This window comes from Paraburkholderia dilworthii (genome assembly GCF_000472525.1).
In the GTDB taxonomy this organism is placed as follows: Bacteria; Pseudomonadota; Gammaproteobacteria; order Burkholderiales; family Burkholderiaceae; genus Paraburkholderia; species Paraburkholderia dilworthii.
In genome coordinates, this window is record NZ_AWZT01000010.1 from 22,317 (window position 1) to 37,278 (window position 14,962).

The window sequence follows — 14,962 nt, forward strand, 5'->3', positions numbered from 1 at the left end:
TCAACTCCCGGTGGTGGTGCGCGGGGGTCTGCCGCGCGGCTTGGGCCGGTTCGCGAGCACGGCTTCCGCCGGTGCGCGTTCGGTCAGGAAACGGTGAAGCAGCTCGCCAGTACCGAGCAGATGCGCAACGACGAGCGCTTGTGCGCCAGGCACGTCGCGCCGTTGCACGGCATCGAGTAATTCGCTGTGTTCATTGTCGGATTCGCCTTTGTATGAAGGCAAACCGAACTTCAGGCGCAGATATCGTTCGCCGCGCCGATGCAGCACGCGGATCAGGTCTTCGAGCTGAGGACGCGCAGCAGGCGCATACAGGCTCATATGGAACTCGGCATTGCGCGCGACGTACAGCGAAGGGTCCGGCTCGCGCTCGGCCGCGCGGCACAGCGCGGCGCATTCGCGCAGCGTGGCGGCGCTGTGCCTGGGTATCGCGAGCCCGATTGCAAGGCTCTCCAGCGCGGAACGGATCTCGTAGATTTCGCGCGCTTCATCCGCCGACAACGGCGCGACGGTTGCGCCCTTGTGCACCGCGACCTTCGCCCAGCCTTCGGTCTCAAGCAGACGCAAGGCCTCCCGCACCGGAATCGCGCTGACCGAGAAGTGCCGGGCGATCGCATCCTGGCGTAGCGGCGAGCCCGGCGCCAGCGTGCCGTCGATGATCGCCTCGCGCAACGCCTCTGCGATCACGCGGGACGTGCTCGCTCGCGGCGCGGCCGCGGGAAGAAGCGGCACGCGCGCGGCAGCATCCAGGGGAAAACCATCTGTTGCGTCGTTCATAAGTTCAAATATTATATACAAAATCGCGCGAATTAAACGCGGGCAAACCCGGAAGTCGTTTGCAGGCGTCCTGCGAGGCTTTTGTCGATGGAGAGCGGGAGAAGCCCATCACCGACAGCGCGCATCCGGTCGTATCGCTTGGTCGTATCCCTTTATATGCAGGTAACAGCAAGGAGGAGCACGATGAGTTCACTCACCGACCGCGCGTCGGCCGCACGGCGTCGCACGCCGTTGAATCGCTCGCAGATCGCGGGTTTCTGGGGTGCATGGGCCGGCTGGACGCTCGACGGCATGGACTCGTTCATCTACGCGCTGGTGCTCACGCCCGCGCTGACCGAGTTGTTGCCGCGCTCCGGCTACGCGGCGACGCCCGCCAATGTCGGGCTGGCTGGTTCGATCCTGTTCGCGCTGTTCTTGGTTGGATGGGGCATGTCGTTTATCTGGGGGCCGCTTGCCGACCGTTTCGGACGAACCAAAGTGCTCGCCGGCACGATCTTCACGTTCGCGATCTTCACGGGGCTTGCCGCCACCTCTCACAACGTGTGGGAGCTGGGGATCTATCGCTTCATCGCGGGCGTGGGCATCGGCGGCGAATGGGCGTTGGCCGGCACCTATGTGGCGGAAGCGTGGCCGGAGGATCGTCGTAAGATGGGCGCCGGTTATCTGCAAACGGGTTACTACGCGGGCTTCTTTCTGGCTGCTGCGCTCAATTACACAATTGGCGTGCACTTCGGCTGGCGCGCGATGTTTCTCACCGGCGCGGTGCCGGTAGTCGTCGCAATTCTGATCTTGCTGCGCGTGAAGGAATCCGAGAAATGGCAGCGGGCGGAAGTGCGCGCCGAACGCGTGAAGCCGCTGCGCGAAATCCTGGGACCGGCCTACCGGCGGCGCACGTGGGTCGCGTGCATTCTGTTGACGATCGCCATCATCGGTTTATGGGCGGGCGCCGTGTATGAGCCGTCGGCGGTCATCCAGCTTGCGACCAAGGCCGGCATGGCGAAGAACGACGCGATCAGAATGGCGTCGCTCGCGACGGGCCTGCTCTCCATCGGCACGATTCTCGGCTGCCTCGCGCTGCCGCCACTTGCGGAGCGCTTCGGCCGTCGCAAGACGCTGGCTTTTTATTTCGCGGGAATGGCGGTGGCGATCGCCGGAAGTTTCGGCTGGGCCTTCTATTTGCCGAACGGGCTCGCGCCGTTCATCGCGTGGCTGTTCGTGCTCGGCTTTTTCGGCGGCAATTTCGCGCTGTTCAGTTTGTGGCTGCCCGAGCAGTTCGAAACGCGCGTGCGTGCGACGGCGTTTGCGTTCTGTACGTCGTTCGGACGATTCGTCGGCGCGGGCGTGAACTTTCTGCTTGGCGCGGCGGTTCTTCATATGCACACGCTCGGCTTGCCGGTGGCTCTGACGGCGCTCGTGTTTATCGCCGGTCTGTTCGTGATTCCGTTCGCGCCGGAAACGAGGGGCGAAGTGTTGCCGCAGTAACGCTGAGGGGCCGCGCAGCAAGGGATTTGGGACGACTATCCATACTGGCAGGAGACCGACCGCAAAGTCGTCCGCAAGATCAATACGTTGCTTGAGGAGTGCCGGCGCGATCCGTTTGCCGGCACAGGAAAGCCGGAGCCGCTTGCCGGCAGCCTGAGCGGTTTCTGGTCGCGCCGCATCACGCATGCGGACCGGCTCGTGTATTTGCCGGGAGATGAAAAAGGTCTATGTGATTGCCTGCCGCTTTCACTATGACCAGTGAGAGAGCGGTGACGTTACCGTTAACGGATCGTTAAGCATCAGTAGGCGACCACGCGGCCATCGACAACAAATCGGGCGCCGTTCGCGGGCCCGTTCCGTTCAGCGATCAGGTCCACACTCGCAGTTCACTCGGCATGACGCCGCGCGCGCCGGCCAGGAACCAGCAACGAAAACAGCGGCCAGCCGAGATTCACGCCGAGACTCGCGATCACGATGAGCGCCATCCCCGCGAGTTGCGGCAGCGAAAGCGCGCGACCGTACACGATTGCATCGACGGCAATCGCGGTGAGCGGATAGACGAACAGCAGTACCGCGATGATCGGCGTGGTGAGCTTCGGCAACGCGCCGTAGATCAGTACATACGAGAGCCCTGTGTGCAGCACGCCCATGCCGACGATCCAGAACCACTGCATCGGCCCGATATGCAGGGCGCCAAAGGGCGCAACGAGCGGCGCGATGAACGGCAGGCACACAACGCCCACTGCGCATTGCGCGAGCGTCAGCAGGTGCGGGCGCAAATCACCGAGTCCCTTCGCGATCAACGTGACGCTCGCGTATAGCACCGAGCCGGCCAACGCTTCGCCGATGCCGATCAGATAGCTCGTATGACCTTGCAGATTTTCCGTGGCCGCGACGCCCGACGCGAGCACGAGCCCGACGAAGGCGGTCGCGATCCAGCCGAGTCGGTCCGCGCCTAGCCGTTCGTTAAAAAGCGCCGCGCCGATCAGCACGACCCAGAACGGCTGCACATGAAACACCACGGTCGCCACCGCAATGCTGGTGCGATGGATCGCATCGAAAAAGCCGACCCACTGCGTAACCATCAGCACACCGGAGGTCAGCGCGAGCACGAGCGTGCGTCGTGTGAAATGTCCGCGCGTGAGGAAGCCCTTCCACGCGCAGTACCCGGCGAGCGAGAGAAAGCCGAACAGGCAGCGAAAGAACACGAGTGTCAGCGCGCCGAGCCGCGCTTCCTCGACAAAGATGCCTAGCGTACCCATCAGAAGCCCGCCGCCGGCCAACGTAATGGCGCCCTGTTGACGTTGCGTGAGGGCCATGCCGATCGTCTCCGTAAAGTGATGACCCAAGTATTGCGCCGGTTGCGCCGCATGCACAAACGAATTAAATTGAGAAATTCCATAAGCGCGACTGATAAATCATGCACCCCGAATTCGACGTCGATCTGTTGCGCACCTTCGTTGCCGTCGTGGATACCGGCAGCTTTACGAAGGCATCGGCAAGCGTGCATCGCTCGCAGGCGGCGGTCAGCATGCAGATCAAGCGGCTCGAAACCATGCTCGGCACCACGCTGTTCGCGCGCAATACGCGCAATCTGTCGCTCACGCGGCCCGGCAATACGCTGCTTGAGTATGCGAGGCGCGTGCTGGCGTTGCACGAGGAAGCGTGGTCGGCGATCGTTCGGCCCGAAGTCACCGGGCGCGTGGTGCTCGGCGCACCGGACGATTACGTGTCGTCGCTGTTGTCGCCAGTATTGCGGCGCTTTTCGAATCTCTATCCGCACGTGGAAATTGAAATTGTCTGCGCGCAGAGCACGTCGCTCGCGCCGATGCTCGCCGACAACAAGATCGATCTCGCCTTTGTCACACGCGACCACAAATTGCGCGGCGAATTCGTGCGCAGCGAGCCGATGGTGTGGGTGGGTGCTTCCGTCGACACGCCGGTGCTGGCGGCCTCGCCGTTGCCGGTCGGGCTCTACGAGCCCGGTTGCGTGGCGCGCCAGCATACGCTTGCCGCACTCGATGGCGCGCGGCTTCGCTATCGCGCGGCATTCAGCAGCGCGAGCCTGATGGGCCTCGTCGCAACGGTGGACGCGGGTTTGTCGGTGGTTGCGCTCACGCGTTGCAGCGTGCCGCCGCGCCTCGCCATTCTTGGCGAAGCGCAAGGCTTACCGAAGATCGAGCCGCTCGAAATCGTGGTCGCGCGCAGCGCGAAGTCGGATCGGCCGACGTGCGATTATCTGGCTGCACAGATGGTGCAGGACCTGTCTTTGCGCGCACAGCCACGCGGGTCCACGGCCGCGTCCTGATTCAGCGCAGCGCGGCTTACACATGCGACGGTCGCGCGAATCGTATCAAAACGTGATATTCGTCCGCAGGCCGACGACGAACGTGTTACGCAGCGGCTTCGACGGATCGTTCGGGTTCTGACCGGCGCCCGCGTTGAACGTGTATTGCGCGTCGGCCTGTAGCATCCACCACGGGGCGATCTGATACTGGTAAGTTGCTTCGAGTGCCGTTTCACTGGTGCGAACGCCATACGGGCCGCCGCTGAATGCCAGGTTATCCTGATCGATCCCGCGCGCGTGGCTGCCGACCTTGATGTACGTAAGGGCAAGGCCCGCGCTGTCATTGTCGCGGCCGGCGAACGGCGCCTTCAGCACGACGCCGAGATTGGCCGCAAGGCTTACCAGATTGCGGTCGCCCGGCGCGCCCATCACGCGGGCGAAGACGCCGAGGCTGCGTGCTTCGTTGGGGTCCGGTCGCCAGACCATCTGATCGGCGACTGCGTAGAAGCTGTAGTCGCCGCGATGGTTCGCCGCGACGCCCGTGGATGCGGGACTCGCGAGCGACACGCCGTTGTGGTCGTAACGCGGGTCCGCGAAACGGCCATTGTTGTACCAGACGCCGATCTTGTACGTGCCCGGCAACCCGCCGCCCGCAGCGCTCGCCGCAGGCGCTGCGTCGCTGTCGGCGGGCTGGTTGATCGCATATTGCAACTCGCCGATGAACAGCGTGCCGTTATGCAGATTGAAGTTGGTGCCGCTGCGGTTGTCGGCGTTATTGCCGAGCGGATCGCCGTCGAACACACCGGCGAGCGCCGTCAACGAAGGCGTGATACGTCCGCGCACGCGCACGCCGAGCGCCGACAGCGGATATGCCGGGCCGCCCGACGGCATATCGTAGGAGGGCAGTGCGGGCCAGCCGAACATCGTGTTGATGAAAAGCGCGGAGTACGTGCTGGAGATGAACTCCTGATCGATACTCTGCTGACCGATCTTCACGTCGACGCGTTTGTTCAGCAGCGACTGCTGATACCACAGCTCCCACAGGCGCGTGCTGTCGTCCGCCTCGATGCCGCTTGCCGTATTCAGCGTGCCGAGTTTGTCGCTGCTGAGATTGCGGCCGTGAATCTGCAATGCGCTCACGTTGAACTGGCCGCCCGGCAAGCCAAATGCTTTTTCGGTGTCCAGTTGAACGGTTGCGGTCGTGACGCCATCGTATGCAACGCCGCGCGCGAGGCCGCCGCGCAGGTTGCCGAGCAGTTCGCTGGTTTCCGTGAGCCCGAACGTTATGCCGTATTGGCCGAGCCAGGGACGCAAACCGCCAATGTCGCCGAACATCTGGTCGCGGCTCCACAAACCGGTCGCGCTGACTGCGCCTTTGTTCGCGTCGGCGCCGGCCGTTTCGCTCGCGTCGCGCGCGGCGTTGGCATTGACATTTACATCGGTCTGCGCCATTGCCGCGCCTGCAGGACAAGCCCATGCGAACGCCGTGCACAATGCAGAACGCAACACCGTGCGGCGCATCGAAGGCATGCGCAATCGCGGGATTGTCTCGCCGCTCGACGAAAAAAACTTCGACGACAAAAACTCACAGCGGATAGGCGCGGGTGCAACGCGATGAATGGACCGGGCGAGGTTCATCAAAAGCCTTTAATGTTGTTATGGACTGCTCTCGCGCGTCGCGGCGTTAAATAGCTGTTTAACCGGCGCGGGCCGGCTTCGGTTCACGGGAACCGGAGAATGGGCGTGATCGTACCGAGGCACGATAGGTGCGTCAACGAGGTACAAACGATTCGCGCCAATACGCTGGCGAACCGACGAGTCGATAAATTCGTGCGAACGCGTGCCGGTATCGCCTGTCGAACGGCACGAGTTTCCGCAGCCTCTTACAAGGAGTTACATATGATGAAGCGTGTTCTTCTGGTTTCGTTGCTGGCGAGCGCCGGTCTGTTCGCGAGCGGCGCCTCGAACGCACAATTGAACCTCAAACAATTCGGCATTGGCGGCGGGGACACTTCCGCGGACGCAGGCGGCGCGGCGTCCTCGGGCGGCGTGTCGCAATTGTTGCAAACCTATGTGGGCGCGAATCAGCAAGTGCTGAGCGGCCAGTCGTCCCTTGCGTCCGCAATGGGTTTGAGCAGCGCGGCCGGTCAGGCGCAGCAGGCGGCCGGCTTGCTGAGCGGCGGCACGCCGTCCGTCAGTCAGTTGACGCAAGTGGGCAGCACGCAACAGTCGCTGTCGCAAACGCTGACTCAGGCATTTGCCAGTCGCGCGGGCGGCGCGAGCGGCGGGGCGCAAACGCCTGTGAACAAGCAGGCGTTCACCGATGGCCTGTCGTCGCTCGGCAAAGGGGTCAGTCAGTATTCGAGCTTGCAGTCGGGCCTCGGCAGCATCGGGCAGATGAATCCTGCTTCGCTATTGCAGGCCGGCATGAATCCGCAGACCGCGCAAAGCGCGTCGTATATCGCGCAGTCCGCGCCGGGTCAATTGCAATCGCTGATGTCCACGCTCAGTTCCGCGGTACAGTTTGCATCGAGCCACGGTATCAGTGTGCCGTCGATCGCGAAGTCGGCACTCGGAGGCGGGCAGTAGCATAAAGAAAACGATACGGACGATGCCTATGTCACACACACTCGATCTCGACAACTACTTCGAACGCATTGGCTATACGGGCCCACGTGTGCCGACGCTCGAGGTGCTACAGGCAATCCACCGGTTGCATCCGCGAGTCATTCCGTTCGAAAACCTCAATCCGCTCACGCGCCGCGCGGTGAAGCTCGACCTCGAATCCGTCGAAAAGAAACTCGTCGACGATCACCGGGGCGGCTACTGCTTCGAACAGAACGCGCTGCTTGCTAATGTACTGATCGAACTGGGCTTTCAGGTCACGCCGTTGGTCGGACGCGTGCTGTGGGGTCGCGAGCCCGACGCGGTTCCGCCTCGCACGCATATGGTGTTGCGAATCGATCTGGATAACGAAGCGTGGATCGCAGACGTGGGTCTCGGCAGCGTCACGCTTACTTCGCCGCTGCGGCTGACGCCGGGCCTCGCGCAACGCACGGACCTCGGCATCTTCCGTCTCGCGGACGCCTCGCATGACGCGCTGTATCTCGAAGTGCAGGCGCGCGACCAGACATGGTCGCGTATCTATCGCTTCGATTTGCATCCGGTCGAGTGGATCGATTACGAAACCTCTAACTGGTACACGTCGACGTCGCCTGAAGCGATCTTCGCAAGCAATCTGATCGTGTGCCGCGTATTGCGCGAAACACGCCTCACGCTGCTCAACGATCAACTGAACGAGCGCGCCGCGGACGGCAGCATCGTGAGAGAGCAGCGCCTTGCGAGCGCCGACGAACTGGCGGCCTGCCTGCACGATCGCTTCGGTATAAACACCGGCGACATCGACATTGCGGAGATATTTGAGCGCGTGCGCACGCGAGCGGATTCGGTTTGAATCGAACCGCGATGATCGCCCGGCTCGTCATCCAGACCCTGCTATGGCTCGCGGGCATGGGCGTGCTGCTGTTCTGCGCGGCCGGCACCGTCGCCTGGCCAGCCGCGTGGTGGTATCTGATCGAACTCGGCGGGTTGAGCTTATGGATCGGGGTGTGGCTCGCGCATCATGATCCCGGCTTGCTTGCCGAGCGTCTCGCGCCGTTCGTGCAGAAGCAGCAGAGCCGCTGGGACCGGTTCTTCATGATCGCGGTCGCGCTCGTGTGGTGCGGCTGGCTGATCGCGATGGGCCTCGACGCCATGCGTTTTCGCTGGTCGGCCCCGCTGCCGGTCGCACTGGTGAGCCTCGGCTCGCTTTGCGTGTTCCTCTGCATCTTCATGTGCCGCTTCGTATTTCAGGCGAATAGTTATGCCGCGCCCGTCGTGAAGATCCAGACAAGCCGTGGTCACAAGGTGATCGACAGCGGTCCTTACGCGCGCGTGCGTCATCCGATGTATTCGGCTGCGCTGCTGTTCTTCGTCGGCACGCCTTTGCTGCTCGGTTCCTGGTGGGGCCTCGCGTTCGTGCCGGTCATGGTGGTCGGGCTCGGCTGGCGCGCGGTGCGTGAGGAACGCGTGCTTGCCGGACAACTCGACGGCTACACCGACTACATGGCGCGCGTGCGCTTTCGCTTCATTCCGTTCATCTGGTAGATGCGCGGCGGCCGCGCACTGTCGCGGCACACGCATCACCTGTCTAGACAAAATGCACCACGCCAAAGCGTGCGCTCTCGCCGAAAGCAAACGCGCGCGCATCCGTAGTGTGCCCAGAGGCCCCATTCCACGCAGGCTCTAGGGGCTTACCCGATGATCCCAGCATTTTTGGGCGAATCCGCTTGCGACGGCTTCTTGACTCATGCAGACTTGTCTATACAAATTCAATGGCGGTTAAACGCCGGTTCGCATTTCGGTTCGACGGTTTGCTCAATCAAAGGAGTTTCGACGTGAAAGTGAAACGCACCACGGCAGCACAAGCATTGATCGGCGCCGTGCTCGGCGCCGCGGCGATTTTCGCGGCACCGGCGCAGGCCAAGGACTGGAAGACGGTGACGATCGCGCTGGAAGGCGGCTACGCTCCGTGGAACCTGACCTTGCCCGGCGGCAAGCTCGGCGGCTTCGAACCGGAACTGGTGGCCAATCTCTGCGAGCGCATCAAGCTGCAATGCAATCTGGTCGCGCAAGATTGGGACGGCATGATTCCGGGCTTGCAAGCCGGCAAGTTCGACGTGCTGATGGACGCGATCTCGATCACGCCGGAGCGCGAAAAGATCATCGCGTTTTCGAAGCCGTATGCGGCCACGCCCGCCACGTTTGCGGTAGCCGACGCGAAGGTGCTGCCCAAGGCCGCGCCGGGTGCCGGCGTCGTGAAGCTCTCGGGCGATGCGAAGTCCGATCAGCCGACGGTCGACGCGCTGCGCAAGCAGTTGAAGGGCAAGACCATCGGCATTCAGTCCGGCACCGTCTATACCAAGTTCATCAACGAAGGTTTCAAGGACATCGCCACGATTCGCGTCTACAAGACGTCGCCGGAGCGAGACCTCGATCTCGCGAACGGCCGCATCGATGCCTCGTTCGACGACGTCACGTATTACGCCGCGAACATCGACAAGAAGGAAACTTCGTCGATCGCGATGGCCGGCCCGAAGATCGGCGGACCGATCTGGGGCCCGGGCGAAGGCCTCGCGTTCCGCAAGCAGGACGCGGATCTGAAGGCGAAATTCGACACAGCCATCAGCGCGGCGCTCGCCGACGGCACCGTGAAGAAGCTGTCCGCCAAGTGGTTCAAGACCGACGTTACGCCTTGATTCATTAGGCGTTGCAGGAATGCGGCATGCGCGGGCGCAGGCTCGCGCGTGCCGCACGTTCGATCCGCCGTCATGAATGAGAGGTAGAGAATGGCTCTGATACAGATGCTCGGCTTCGGGCCGGAAGGCTGGGGCGGCGTGCTGCTGCTCGCGGCGTTAATGACCGTCGCGCTCACGCTCGCTGCGCTCGCGGTCGGCGCCGTGTTCGGCGCGCTGGTCGCTGCGGCCAAGCTGTCGCGTCTGCGCACGCTGCGCGTGATCGGCGACATCTATACGACGGTGTTTCGCGGCGTGCCCGAACTGCTCGTCATCTATCTTTTCTACTTCGGCGGCTCGACGCTCGTCACGACCGTGGGTCAGTGGTTCGGCGCCGAAGGCTTCGTCGGTGTGCCGCCGTTCGTGATCGGCGCGCTCGCCGTCGGCATGATTTCCGGCGCGTACCAGGCGGAGGTGTATCGCTCGGCGGTGCTCGCCGTAGCGCGCGGCGAACTGGAGGCGGCGCGCTCGATCGGCATGCCGACAATGACAATGGCGCGCCGCATCCTGATTCCGCAAGTGCTGCGTTTTGCGCTGCCGGGCATCGGCAACGTCTGGCAACTGAGCCTGAAAGATTCTGCGTTGATCTCGGTCACGGGTCTCGCCGAACTGCTGCGCACGAGTCAGGTGGCGGCGGGCTCCACGCATCAATACTTCACGTTCTTCGTGGTGGGCGGCGCGCTGTATCTGCTGATGACCAGCATCTCGAACCGGGTCTTCAACCACGCCGAGGCGCGCGTGGGCCGGTCATTCAAGCGCAACTTCGCGCGCAACTGACGGCAACGGCATCATGAACTTCGACTTCGATTTTCTGCTCGATACGGTGAAGCAGCTGCTCGCCGCCGTACCGACCACGCTCGGCCTTTTCTTCTGTTCGCTGATTCTCGGTGGGCTGCTGTCGCTCGTGATCGTCACGATGCGCGTGTCGCCGCACTGGCTGCCGAACCGCTTCGCGCGCGCTTATATCCTCGTGTTTCGCGGCTCGCCGCTATTGATCCAGATGTTCCTCGTGTACTACGGCATGGGCCAGTTCGGCGTGATTCGCGAGAGCTTCATGTGGCCGGTGCTGCGCGAGCCCTATATGTGCGCGGTTTTATCGTTGGCGCTGTGCACCGCGGGCTATACCGCCGAGATCATTCGCGGCGGCTTGATGGCCGTGCCGGTCGGTCAGATCGAAGCGGGTTATTCGATCGGTCTGTCGGGCTTTGCGCTGCTGCGCCGCGTGATCGGCCCCATCGCACTGCGCCAGTGTCTGCCTGCTTATTCGACGGAAGCGGTGCTGCTCGTCAAATCCACCGCGCTCGCGAGTCTCGTGACCGTGTGGGAAGTGACCGGCGTCGCGCAACAGATCATTCAGCAAACGTATCGCACGACCGAAGTATTTATCTGCGCCGCGCTGATCTATCTGTTCCTGAACTTCATTATCGTGCGCGCGCTCGGCATGCTCGAGACGCGGCTGTCGCGGCATCTGCGTGCGGCGCCGAAGCAGTCCGCGCCGAGCCGACCGGTGTCCGCCACCACCGAAGCACGCCGCGCCGCGCCCTGAGCGCCGGCCATTCCGGATGAACCTGGAGAATTCCATGAACGCTACGGCACCTGTTGCACTGTCGGTTAAGAACATTCACAAATCGTTCGGCGATCATCATGTGCTCAAAGGCATTTCGCTCGACGCTCATCAAGGCGACGTCATCTCGATTCTCGGCGCGAGCGGCTCGGGCAAGAGTACCTTTTTGCGCTGTCTGAATCTGCTCGAAACACCCGACGACGGCTCCGTCGCGCTCGCCGGCGAAGAGCTGAAAATGAAACGCCGCGGCGACGGCAAGCTGCAACCGGGCGACCGCCGCCAGGTGGACCGCGTGCGCTCGCAACTCGGCATGGTGTTCCAGAACTTCAATCTCTGGTCGCATATGACGGTGCTCGAAAACCTGATCGAAGGACCGATGCGCGTGTTAAAGCGCAGCCGCGCCGAGTCGGTGGAAGAAGCCGAGGCGCTGCTCGCGAAAGTCGGTCTCGCGGAAAAACGCGGCCACTATCCGGCGCATCTGTCGGGCGGCCAGCAGCAGCGCGTGGCGATTGCACGCGCGCTCGCAATGCATCCGAAGGTCATGCTGTTCGATGAACCCACGTCGGCACTCGATCCCGAGCTCGTTGGCGAAGTATTGCGCGTAATGCGCTCGCTTGCCGAAGAAGGCCGGACGATGCTGGTGGTCACGCACGAAATGGGTTTTGCGCGGCACGTGTCGAACCGCGTGATGTTCCTGCATCAAGGGCAAGTGGAAGCCGACGGTACGCCCGACGAAGTATTCGTCGAGTGCAAGTCGGAGCGCTTCCGTCAATTCGTGTCGAGTCATCAGGACCGCACGACCAACTGATTCGTATTGCCAGGCAATTTACCGAGCAGAGTACCATCATGGCCGTGATCCGTTCCGATCGTCCTCTCGACTGGGCCCAGGTGGCGGCGGTCGCCGCCGGCGAGCCACTCGAACTTTCCGCCGACGCCCGCGCGCGCATCGCGGCGGCGCGCGTGCTTGTGCAACAGATCGTCGAGCGCGGCATTCGTGCGTATGGTGTGAATACGGGCGTGGGCGCGTTGTGCGACGTGATCGTGTCGCCGACCGAACAACGCACGCTCTCGCGCAACATTCTGATGAGCCACGCGGTCGGCGTCGGCGCGCCGCTCGGCGTCGCCGAGACGCGCGCGATCATGGCCGCCGCCGTCAACAATTTCGCGCATGGACACTCGGGTATTCGCCTTGAAGTCGCGGATCAACTCGTGGCCTTGCTCAACGCCGATTGCTTGCCGGAAGTGCCGGCGTTCGGCTCGGTCGGTTATCTGAGCCATATGGCGCATATTGCACTGGTGTGTATCGGCGAAGGTCATGTGCGATATCGCGGCGAACGTCTGAAGGGCCGCGACGCGTTGCAGATGCTCGGCCGCGAACCGCTCGTGCTGGAAGCGAAGGAAGGGCTGAGCCTCATCAACGGTACGCCTTGCGTGACCGGTCTTGCCGCGTTGGCGCTGGCGCGCGCGGTGCGTCTTCTCGATTGGACCGATGTTGTCGCCGCAATGAGCTTCGAGAATCTGCGCGGCCAACTAGCCGCATTCGATGAAGACTCGCTCGCGTTGCGCATTTCGCCGGGGCTTAACCTCGTAGGCGAACGCATGCGTACGGCGCTTGCCGACAGCGGCATTCTCGCGGCGGTAGTCGGCCAGCGCACGCAAGATCCGCTTAGCATGCGCACCATCCCGCACGTGCACGGCGCGGCGCGCGACGTGCTTGCCGCGACCGCCGACGTAGTCAATCGCGAACTGGCGTCGATTACCGACAATCCGATTGTCGCCGGCACGCCGGAAGATCCGCGCGTCTATTCGCAGGCGCATGCGGTGGGCGCGTCCATTGCGCTTGCGATGGACAGCCTCGCCACCGCCATCGCGCAAGTCGCCGCGATGGCCGAGCGGCGGCTCGACCGTCTCGTCAATCCGCTCGTGAGCGGCTTGCCCGCGTTTCTCGCGGAGCCGGGGGGCACCTGCTCGGGCTTCATGATCGCGCAGTACACGGCGGCGTCGCTGGTCGCGCAGAACCGGCGTCTCGCGTTGCCGGCGAGTCTCGACGGCGGCATCACGTCGGGCTTGCAGGAAGATCACCTGTGCCACGCCACGCCCGCGGCACTAAAGGCGCTCGAAATCGTGGACAACGCGGGGCGCATCGTCGCGATAGAACTGCTGGCCGCCGCGCAAGCCTACGATCTGCAAGCCACCGACGCGCCACCCGCGCCACGCACGCAGGCACTGTGGCAACGCGTGCGGCAAATCGTGCCGACGTATCGTGACGACCGCCCACTCGCCGACGACATGAGCGTGGCCTTCCGGATGATCGCAGGCGAAGCTCCGCCGCCATTGCCGAGCCCTGACAGGATGAGGCCGCGCAGCTCTGCTGTCATTGCGGACGCATCTATCGGAAATCTGGCCGCTTCGGGTAACTTTCCCACCGCCGCGAACAGCGCGAACAGTGCGAGCGACGCGGACTGCGCGAGCAATGCGGCCGGCTCGATCGCCATCGCAAGCAACGCGCCGGTCGCCGCTCACGTGGCCTGATGGAGACATAACCGGTGAGCGGGCTTACCCGCCGGCGAACCGGCCGAGGTGTCCCCGAAGGCCACATCCTGCGGGGCGTAAAAGCGGTACAACGGGTACAACCCGCAACCCACCCACGAGGTCGGAGTGAACACAATTACAAATGAACAAAAGCAGGAGCACGAGGGCACGCAAACACCTGCGCGACCAGGCGCGCAACCCGGTGCACAAATAAGCGCGCAAAGCGTCAGCAATGCCGCCCGCTCCGCTTGCAACGAGGCGCCGGCGAAAGCAATCCCCGCCTATCAGCAGATCAAGCGCTATGTGATCCGGCGTATCAGCGAAGGCGACTGGAAGCCGGGCGGGCTGATCCCTTCCGAAACGGAACTGGTGAAAGAGTTCGGCGTCGCTCGCATGACGGTTTCGCGCGCGCTGCGCGAATTGACCACTGAACGCGTGCTGACGCGCGTGCAAGGGTCCGGCACATTCGTCGCGCCGCAGCGGTACGAATCGACCGTGCTGGAAATCCGCAATATCGCCGATGAAATCGCCGCGCGCGGTCATCGTCATTCGGCGCGCGTGTTGACGCTCGAACCAGGCGACGATCCGCAAGCGCTCGAAGCGCTCGGCCTGACAAGCGGCCCGGTGTTTCATTCGTGCATCGTGCACAGCGAGGAGGGCGAACCGATCCAGTACGAGGATCGCTACGTCAATCCGAAGGTGTTCCCCGAGTATCTGCAACAGGACTTCACCGTCGAGACGCCGAATCATTACATGGTGCGTCTCGCGCCGATTCAGCGCGCGGAGTTTCGCATTTACGCGCAGAAGCCGGATGCGTATGTGCGGCGTCATCTGTCGATGGAGATCGGCGAGCCCTGCTTGCAGCTATGGCGTCGCACCTGGGTCGGCGACGACGTGGCGACATCGGTGCAGTTGTGGCACCCGGCGTCGCGTTTTCATCTGGCGGGCAATGTTTGACGCGCCGACGCAGTGCGATGCGCGGTTGCGACG

Annotated in this window: 14 protein-coding genes and 1 pseudogene; 12 read left to right on the forward strand and 3 right to left on the reverse strand. The window is 63.2% G+C overall.

What is annotated here, in order from left to right:
- Positions 1-774 carry a GntR family transcriptional regulator gene (locus F759_RS0111485; RefSeq protein ID WP_027799977.1) on the reverse strand — a complete coding sequence of 258 codons (774 nt, stop codon included), beginning with the start codon at positions 772-774 and terminating at the stop codon, positions 1-3.
- A 183-nt stretch (positions 775-957) separates the two neighbouring features.
- Between F759_RS0111485 and F759_RS0111490 the strand changes: the two genes are divergently transcribed.
- Together F759_RS0111490 and F759_RS40795 are read left to right on the forward strand one after the other, a co-directional pair.
- On the forward strand, positions 958-2,256 hold the full coding sequence (locus tag F759_RS0111490) for an MFS transporter (RefSeq protein WP_027799978.1): 1,299 nt from the start codon (positions 958-960) through the stop codon (positions 2,254-2,256).
- Between the two features lie 24 nt (positions 2,257-2,280).
- Positions 2,281-2,518: pseudogene (locus F759_RS40795) on the forward strand (Txe/YoeB family addiction module toxin).
- Positions 2,519-2,642: 124 nt separating this feature from the next.
- Here the strand turns inward: F759_RS40795 and F759_RS0111495 are convergent.
- Positions 2,643-3,575 carry a DMT family transporter gene (locus tag F759_RS0111495; protein ID WP_027799979.1) on the reverse strand — a complete coding sequence of 311 codons (933 nt, stop codon included), beginning with the start codon at positions 3,573-3,575 and terminating at the stop codon, positions 2,643-2,645.
- Between the two features lie 101 nt (positions 3,576-3,676).
- Between F759_RS0111495 and F759_RS0111500 the strand changes: the two genes are divergently transcribed.
- Entirely contained in the window at positions 3,677-4,564 is an 888-nt protein-coding gene (locus F759_RS0111500) for a LysR substrate-binding domain-containing protein (RefSeq protein ID WP_027799980.1), read from the forward strand.
- 45 nt (positions 4,565-4,609) lie between these two features.
- Here the strand turns inward: F759_RS0111500 and F759_RS0111505 are convergent, their stop codons facing one another.
- Complete coding sequence (locus F759_RS0111505) at positions 4,610-6,073, reverse strand: carbohydrate porin (RefSeq protein ID WP_407668529.1); 1,464 nt, start codon at positions 6,071-6,073, stop codon at positions 4,610-4,612.
- 369 nt (positions 6,074-6,442) lie between these two features.
- On the opposite strand from F759_RS0111505, the gene F759_RS0111510 reads away from it, so the two are divergent.
- The 9 genes from F759_RS0111510 to hutC all read left to right on the forward strand — a co-directional run bounded on the left by F759_RS0111510 (position 6,443) and on the right by hutC (position 14,929).
- Positions 6,443-7,132: a hypothetical protein gene (locus tag F759_RS0111510; RefSeq protein ID WP_027799982.1), complete on the forward strand. Its 690-nt coding sequence runs from the start codon at positions 6,443-6,445 to the stop codon at positions 7,130-7,132.
- A 28-nt stretch (positions 7,133-7,160) separates the two neighbouring features.
- On the forward strand, positions 7,161-7,997 hold the full coding sequence (locus tag F759_RS0111515) for an arylamine N-acetyltransferase family protein (RefSeq protein ID WP_027799983.1): 837 nt from the start codon (positions 7,161-7,163) through the stop codon (positions 7,995-7,997).
- An 11-nt stretch (positions 7,998-8,008) separates the two neighbouring features.
- Positions 8,009-8,689 (forward strand): methyltransferase family protein, encoded by a 681-nt coding sequence (locus F759_RS0111520; RefSeq protein WP_027799984.1) that lies wholly within the window; start codon positions 8,009-8,011, stop codon positions 8,687-8,689.
- 290 nt (positions 8,690-8,979) lie between these two features.
- A complete protein-coding gene (locus F759_RS0111525; RefSeq protein WP_027799985.1) occupies positions 8,980-9,840 on the forward strand; it encodes a transporter substrate-binding domain-containing protein in 861 nt (286 codons plus the stop codon).
- A gap of 90 nt (positions 9,841-9,930) precedes the next feature.
- The gene (locus F759_RS0111530; RefSeq protein WP_027799986.1) at positions 9,931-10,653 is read left to right on the forward strand and encodes an ABC transporter permease; all 723 of its coding nucleotides are present in this window, start codon (positions 9,931-9,933) and stop codon (positions 10,651-10,653) included.
- 13 nt (positions 10,654-10,666) lie between these two features.
- Positions 10,667-11,422, forward strand: coding sequence for an ABC transporter permease (locus F759_RS0111535; RefSeq protein ID WP_027799987.1), 756 nt, complete (start codon positions 10,667-10,669; stop codon positions 11,420-11,422).
- A 34-nt stretch (positions 11,423-11,456) separates the two neighbouring features.
- Positions 11,457-12,248 (forward strand): ABC transporter ATP-binding protein, encoded by a 792-nt coding sequence (locus F759_RS0111540; protein ID WP_027799988.1) that lies wholly within the window; start codon positions 11,457-11,459, stop codon positions 12,246-12,248.
- A gap of 38 nt (positions 12,249-12,286) precedes the next feature.
- Positions 12,287-13,972 (forward strand): HAL/PAL/TAL family ammonia-lyase, encoded by a 1,686-nt coding sequence (locus tag F759_RS0111545; RefSeq protein ID WP_027799989.1) that lies wholly within the window; start codon positions 12,287-12,289, stop codon positions 13,970-13,972.
- 126 nt (positions 13,973-14,098) lie between these two features.
- Complete coding sequence (gene hutC / locus F759_RS0111550; protein ID WP_407668530.1) at positions 14,099-14,929, forward strand: histidine utilization repressor; 831 nt, start codon at positions 14,099-14,101, stop codon at positions 14,927-14,929.
- The last annotated feature ends 33 nt before the right edge of the window (positions 14,930-14,962 follow it).

Bases quoted from the DNA above. Each gene is read 5' to 3' on its own strand.
- F759_RS0111485 (WP_027799977.1), bottom strand. From the start codon at position 774: ATGAACGACGCAACAGATGGTTTTCCCCTGGATGCTGCCGCGCGCGTG.
- F759_RS0111490 (WP_027799978.1), top strand. From the start codon at position 958: ATGAGTTCACTCACCGACCGCGCGTCGGCCGCACGGCGTCGCACGCCG.
- F759_RS0111495 (WP_027799979.1), bottom strand. From the start codon at position 3,575: ATGGCCCTCACGCAACGTCAACAGGGCGCCATTACGTTGGCCGGCGGC.
- F759_RS0111500 (WP_027799980.1), top strand. From the start codon at position 3,677: ATGCACCCCGAATTCGACGTCGATCTGTTGCGCACCTTCGTTGCCGTC.
- F759_RS0111505 (WP_407668529.1), bottom strand. From the start codon at position 6,073: ATGCCTTCGATGCGCCGCACGGTGTTGCGTTCTGCATTGTGCACGGCG.
- F759_RS0111510 (WP_027799982.1), top strand. From the start codon at position 6,443: ATGATGAAGCGTGTTCTTCTGGTTTCGTTGCTGGCGAGCGCCGGTCTG.
- F759_RS0111515 (WP_027799983.1), top strand. From the start codon at position 7,161: ATGTCACACACACTCGATCTCGACAACTACTTCGAACGCATTGGCTAT.
- F759_RS0111520 (WP_027799984.1), top strand. From the start codon at position 8,009: ATGATCGCCCGGCTCGTCATCCAGACCCTGCTATGGCTCGCGGGCATG.
- F759_RS0111530 (WP_027799986.1), top strand. From the start codon at position 9,931: ATGGCTCTGATACAGATGCTCGGCTTCGGGCCGGAAGGCTGGGGCGGC.
- F759_RS0111535 (WP_027799987.1), top strand. From the start codon at position 10,667: ATGAACTTCGACTTCGATTTTCTGCTCGATACGGTGAAGCAGCTGCTC.
- F759_RS0111540 (WP_027799988.1), top strand. From the start codon at position 11,457: ATGAACGCTACGGCACCTGTTGCACTGTCGGTTAAGAACATTCACAAA.
- F759_RS0111545 (WP_027799989.1), top strand. From the start codon at position 12,287: ATGGCCGTGATCCGTTCCGATCGTCCTCTCGACTGGGCCCAGGTGGCG.